Annotated in this window: 4 protein-coding genes and 1 pseudogene; 2 read left to right on the forward strand and 3 right to left on the reverse strand. The window is 34.2% G+C overall.

Features of this window, described 5'->3' with window-relative positions; translation table 11 throughout:
* A pseudogene (locus tag F6K22_RS29335) lies at positions 1 to 1,159 on the reverse strand (IS630 family transposase); the annotation flags it as partial.
* A gap of 138 nt (positions 1,160 to 1,297) precedes the next feature.
* On the opposite strand from F6K22_RS29335, the gene F6K22_RS29340 reads away from it, so the two are divergent.
* Positions 1,298 to 1,420, forward strand: coding sequence for a hypothetical protein (locus F6K22_RS29340; protein ID WP_293106243.1), 123 nt, complete (start codon positions 1,298 to 1,300; stop codon positions 1,418 to 1,420).
* A 457-nt stretch (positions 1,421 to 1,877) separates the two neighbouring features.
* Here F6K22_RS29340 and F6K22_RS29345 read toward each other — a convergent pair whose 3' ends face one another.
* Entirely contained in the window at positions 1,878 to 2,627 is a 750-nt protein-coding gene (locus F6K22_RS29345) for a glycosyltransferase family 2 protein (RefSeq protein WP_293106246.1), read from the reverse strand.
* A 530-nt stretch (positions 2,628 to 3,157) separates the two neighbouring features.
* Complete coding sequence (locus F6K22_RS29350; protein WP_293106249.1) at positions 3,158 to 4,012, reverse strand: DUF547 domain-containing protein; 855 nt, start codon at positions 4,010 to 4,012, stop codon at positions 3,158 to 3,160.
* Positions 4,013 to 4,331: 319 nt separating this feature from the next.
* Between F6K22_RS29350 and F6K22_RS29355 the strand changes: the two genes are divergently transcribed.
* Positions 4,332 to 5,766: mechanosensitive ion channel family protein (locus F6K22_RS29355; protein WP_293106252.1), on the forward strand; the 1,435-nt coding region annotated here is incomplete at its 3' end.

The raw sequence follows: 5,766 nt of genomic DNA on the forward strand, positions 1-5,766 counted from the left end.
CCGCCCATAGGTTGTGGCAAAATTCCATACTCAAAAAGTTTTGGGAAATCGAATATTTGACCATCCGCAAAAAACTTAAATAGTCACTTAACTACTTCAAAAGAATTGCAAAGATGATAAAATTGTCTGATGAAATTTTTGGCTTGTAACCAAATATCTTCAACAGGATTTTGATCTGGAGCATTGGGAGCAAATTTTGTACAATTTATCAAGCATTCATCCTCCGATATATCTTGATTAATTATCATCAAATATTCTTTAAATTCTTGAGAATTATGATAACTTGCTCCATCCCAAAATATCGCCAATCTTTTTCCCGGCCTTTTCTGTTACAAATATTTAATAAATTCAATGGTATTTTCCGTATTTCCACTCTTATATTCTTGCACAATAAATTCTTTGGTTTGATAGTCGAAAGCTCCATAATAAGTCTGTCTTTCTCTTTCATTTTTAATGGGAATCTCTATTCTTTCATCTGTTCTTCCCCAACCATAGCCTAATATATCTCCCCATAGGAGATGACATTCGTCAATCATAAACACTCTTGAAGCTTTCCAGCTTCTATTTCTGGTTGCCATTTAACCAGTAATTCCTCTATTTCTTTTCTCTTGGTCGATTGGATATGGCGAGGAGACCTCGCCATCCCATCCTGACGGAATGCTCCGCTTTCCGACCGCTTTTTTTGCTTTCACTAATTCATCATTTTTAGCGGGATTGTTTTTTTGAGTTTTTTTCCAACTTACTCCCGCCTCTTTAAGTAAATTATAATAACTTTGATTAGATTCAAAAACTACATCATATTGCTTCTGTAAATAGTGCAGGTAAATCTGATAATCTTAGATCGATATTATGCCCTTAACTACTCAATTATTTGCTCTTTTTCTTCGGATTTTAAGTAACCTTGTGTTCCAATATAATTGAAGCCTTAAACTTTCTACACCATGAAACAGTGCTTGGTTTTTCCATTCCCTAAGAAAACTGTGAGAAACATTTAATAATTCTTTGACTTCATGGTAAGATTTTCCCGACAAAATCATTTTAACCCCCTAGGCTCTTTTTATTTCTTTGGAGTATGAATGTTTGACTGATAAAATCCAAATCGTTCATCTATAATGTTCATTTTTTGTCTTTTGACTGGATCTGTTATTCTTACTATTATATCTGTTGGGAGCTATGGGCGGATTGCTATATTAGCGATTAAAAAATTATTTATCAAGAAATAATTATACCAATTCCCATGCATTAATGCTATACTTCCTTAATACTTCAGTTATTAAGTAATAAGTAAAGTTAAGTAATGTTTTTGACGATTCTACGCAAACAGCAAAGATATATTATGCCTAATAACCCTACTCCCTACTCTCAAGAATATTTAGCAAGACTTTTGAGATTTAGTATTAGAGTTGAAAGATTGAGCTAAAATTAAAAATTACATTCATTGCACATTAGCTAATTTTCCTAATTAATTAGTTGGTGTTGGATTACCCACCGAAAAACAGAAAGCTGAAAGCTGAAAGCTGACCTCTAATACCTCAATGCTTATGTAGAACGATTACAAAACTGTTAAGAGGTTTGTTGCAGACTATAGAGTTGTAAATGGCATAATTTCATTTACAAAAAAACAATTTTTTAAACTTAGGGAACTGTCTTTAGTTAATTATGAGACTGTTTTATTTTCATACAAAATAAATGTTATGAATCAATACTTACTGACTCCTATAAATCCAATATTTTTTGGAAAACTGATGTAATAACGACAGATTTTTTCCAGCAATTATTTTGATAATTGCTTATCAAATTTTAGGCGAAATATTTTTGGAGGGTTGTTAAAAATCTCCATTACAAAAACAACTTCTGAATTCTGACTTCTGACTTCGTTAAATCTGTCTAGACTTTATCCATTTGTTGATATTAAGCTGGAATTTTATAATTTGCCACAGACGTTTTAAGTATAATTTTCCCAGAGTTGCCAGAATAATAGTTCCAGCTTGAAAGCTACCTTTTATAGTACCTGATATTTTTGAACGTCCACCCTGACGACGACGATAACCAACAGGAATTTCACTGATTTTTAAACCACATTCTACAGCTCTAGCTTGCATTTCTACAGTCCAACCAAAACCTCGATCCTGCATTTTTATTCTTTCTAAACTAGACTTCCGAATTAAACGTAGTGGGCCTAAATCTTGATACCAATATCCCCATCCTAAACCTATTAGAAAAGTAGCTAATTTATTGCCAAAATTTTGTACAGGAGTCATCGCAGACCTGCCTGCTTTAGTAGCACGGCGATCGCCTAAGATTAAATCATATTTATTAGTAGCCTCTAAAAATTTTGGTAGTTGCTTTAAATCATCACTACCATCCCCATCACAAAATAAAATCCAATCACAATTTAAAGGTATATTTTGAATACCACGCCAACAAGCTCTACCATAACCTGCTATGGGTTCTCCGATAACTTTTGCACCTGCGTTTATGGATTTTTCTACACTTTTATCTGTACTGCCATTATCAACTACCATTATTTTTGTTAGTCCGTAAAATTGTAAGGACTTAATGACGTTTACAATTGTATTTTCTTCGTTAAGAACAGGAATAATTACGAATATTCTCTCTAAAAACATTTTTTTTGATTTTTTTTGTGAATAATGAAATAACAATCTCCAGAAAAGATGGAATAGGGAATAGGCAGAAATAATTGATTATTTATGGATAATAATGTAAGCATTTAGCTATTAGCTTTTGAAGTGATAATTTACTAAGGTTGGCTGATGACCAATTTCATTCTTATGTCACTTTATAGTAATATCATGTCCGAATAATCAGCCATCAAAAAGTTTTTGTTTCTAGTATAGATTTCAGCCCTAATATAGATAGGGCTTCAGCCCTACTACAAGCTTTAATTATAACTATTTAACCGGACATGATATCAACATTCAGTAGTCAGTTATTGCTTTAAAAAAACTGTATAAATTTACTATCAAAATCCATTTTTTGCTTGGGTTTGGAGACCAAATCCCTAGGATAAAATATTACAACCTGTTTAAGATTATGATAGCTAAGAAAGAATTGCTTATGGCTAACGGCTGATGATGAATTTTAGACTAGGAAATGTTTTTCCAACTGCTCCCTATTGCCTGTTCCCTGTATAATTTTATTGAACATTCAAAGACCAATCATAATCAGAATATTTTACTTTATAACCACCTTTTTCTAAGAATTTTTGAGCATTAGAATCTACATATTTACGAGCATAATTTATAATAGAAGTCTCTCTTTTATTCAAACCATCAATATTTTCAATTTGACCATAAGTTTTCTCATAATCTTCACCGAACCATTTAAAAATTGAAGATAAATAAACAGTATTATTTTGACTGTCTATTTTGAAGCCTTGACTATTTCCTAAAAATCTTTTAGCTTGCTCGTCTAGTTGTTTTTCTAATTGTTTACCAGTATAAGGTTCCTGTCTAAGTGGAGGGCAACTTATTGCAGCACAAACTAAAGCAACATGAATTCCTGGCTCATTAAATTCTTTCCGTAAAACCTGATGTTCAATATGGTCTAATGTCATTTTTTCCCCAGCAACATCGAATCTCCTAATCTTCCAAACACCAGGAATCCTTCTAATACTTTTAGTAGGGTAACTATCAATAATAGATTCTAAAGTCAAAGAATTATAGGCATTAATTAAGAAAGCAATTTTTTCTGAATCTGTCCAAGAATTATAAGTGCTTGGATTGACAGCTCCAATGGTTGAATTAAACTCATCAAGTTGTTGTCGATTTTCTTTTAATTTTTTGTAGTCAACTAATCCTTGGTCGTTGACATATTCCTTTAAAATTGAGTTGTAGTTTTGATAATTAAATGGTTTAGCTGAGGTAATAGTAGACCCTTGTGTTTGTTGAGTTTCTCCAACTGTATTTGTAGAACTATTGAATCCACCACAGCTAGCTAAGATTAGAAGTATGGGAAATAAAAATAATAATTTCTTGAGTTGATATTTCATAAATTATTCTGCCATTGATAGTAGTTTTATTATTTATCTATGAAAAACTAATGGCATGAGTAAGTTGTGAGATTTAGCTTAATTTTGACTTAAAAATTGAGATTTATACTAATTACTCAAAAGGTCGTAGTGCATTGTAATTGTTTAAGTAACGGTATAGTTATCGTTTTAGCCTTTATTTACCATTACTATACAGGGCTACCTAAATATGGTATTATAACATTTGGATAAATATTTGCTACAAATTTCAGATCTGGTATTCCCTGTTTTCTATAAACAAAGTGTGTCCAACATTCTTTGATCGAAATTGGTATAAGTTATGAGATTAATCAGAAAACTCCTGTTACAGGCGATAGTTGTTTTTGCGATCGTTCTCCTCAATCAGTATGTTGTCATTGGCAGTAACACAAACGAGACACCCCTCACACCACCTATTACCACCAGTCCGTATAGCACTTTGAAGGAATTTATTGTCAATATGAATAAGGCTTATTTCCTGCTCAAGGAGGCTCAAGAACAGACACAGCAGGAAGGTGGTTTCATGCACTCACCGGCGGTGCGACAAAAAGGCTATGCTGCAAAGTTGGCTTTTGATCGAGCTGTCAATACCCTAAATCTTCAAGAAGTTGCCCCAATTAGTCGTCAAGATGTCGGCACAGAATCTGCATTATTACTCAAAGAGATTTTAGACCGCGTTGGCTTACCTCCAGTCAGCCAAGTTCCTAATGAACAAACTGTTGCAGCAAAATCAATGAACCGCTGGAATGTTCCCAGGAGCAAGATTACGATTGAGTTGGTCGAAGAAGGTTATCATGCAGGGGAATTTCTCTTCTCACCTGAAACAGTGAAACGTCTGAAACCATTTTATAAAGCGATCAAGGCTTTACCCTATAATGAATCAAATATATGGAAAGCCTCACCTGAGTTCTACAACTTTTATATTAGTACACCTGGCCACCTCCTACCCCCCAAGTGGAGTAAGTGGCTACCAAAGTGGACAACTATACTGTTTAAAGGACAGACTATCTGGCAATGGTTTAGCCTAGGTACAATTATATTAGTGGCGATCGCAACAATTTCCAGGGTGCAACGTTTGCTGAAATGGTATCAGACTACTAGTGATAACAAGCAAAAGGCATGGTTCGGGTTATTAGTACCACTTTTAGCCCTAGGGATGATTAGTGTTTGGCAGTTCCTAATTAGTGGACCATTGAATATTACGGGTAAAATCTTGCAGAATTTATTGAAAATAGCAACTATTTTAGAAGCTTCGGTTTTGGCTTGGTTAGTTTTCATGCTTTTCAACGCTATTGGTTGCAATTTTATCGCCAATATGTCCCAAATTGAAGAAAAGTCACTTCAAGTAATTATTGCTCGTAATGGATTTCGCCTGCTAGGAATTTTGGCAGCATTAACAGTTTTTTATTATGGTAGTGCAGCAATTGGTTTGGCTGTTGGCCCAATTGTAGCTAGCTTAGGAGTTGGTGGCATTGCTATTGGTTTAGGAGTGAGACCATACATAGAAAATATGGTGGGTGGTTTGACCTTATTTGTTAATCGTCCCATGCAGATAGGTGACTTTTGTGAGTTAGGTGGTGTTACAGGGACGATAGAGGACATTGGTTTACAGGGAACGTTAATTCGGACGAGCGATCGCCAGCTCATTACTGTCCCCAATACAGTGGTCTCAACATCTCAGATCGTTAATCACAGTCGGCGCGATAAGTATGCCTTCAACCGCACCCTTGCTTTAA

This window comes from Okeania sp. SIO2F4, from assembly GCF_010672385.1.
In the GTDB taxonomy this organism is placed as follows: Bacteria; Cyanobacteriota; Cyanobacteriia; order Cyanobacteriales; family Microcoleaceae; genus Trichodesmium.

Excerpts from the sequence above, each read along its gene's own strand:
- F6K22_RS29345 (WP_293106246.1), bottom strand. The coding sequence starts at position 2,627 with ATGTTTTTAGAGAGAATATTCGTAATTATTCCTGTTCTTAACGAAGAA.
- F6K22_RS29350 (WP_293106249.1), bottom strand. The coding sequence starts at position 4,012 with ATGAAATATCAACTCAAGAAATTATTATTTTTATTTCCCATACTTCTA.
- F6K22_RS29340 (WP_293106243.1), top strand. The coding sequence starts at position 1,298 with ATGTTTTTGACGATTCTACGCAAACAGCAAAGATATATTATGCCTAAT.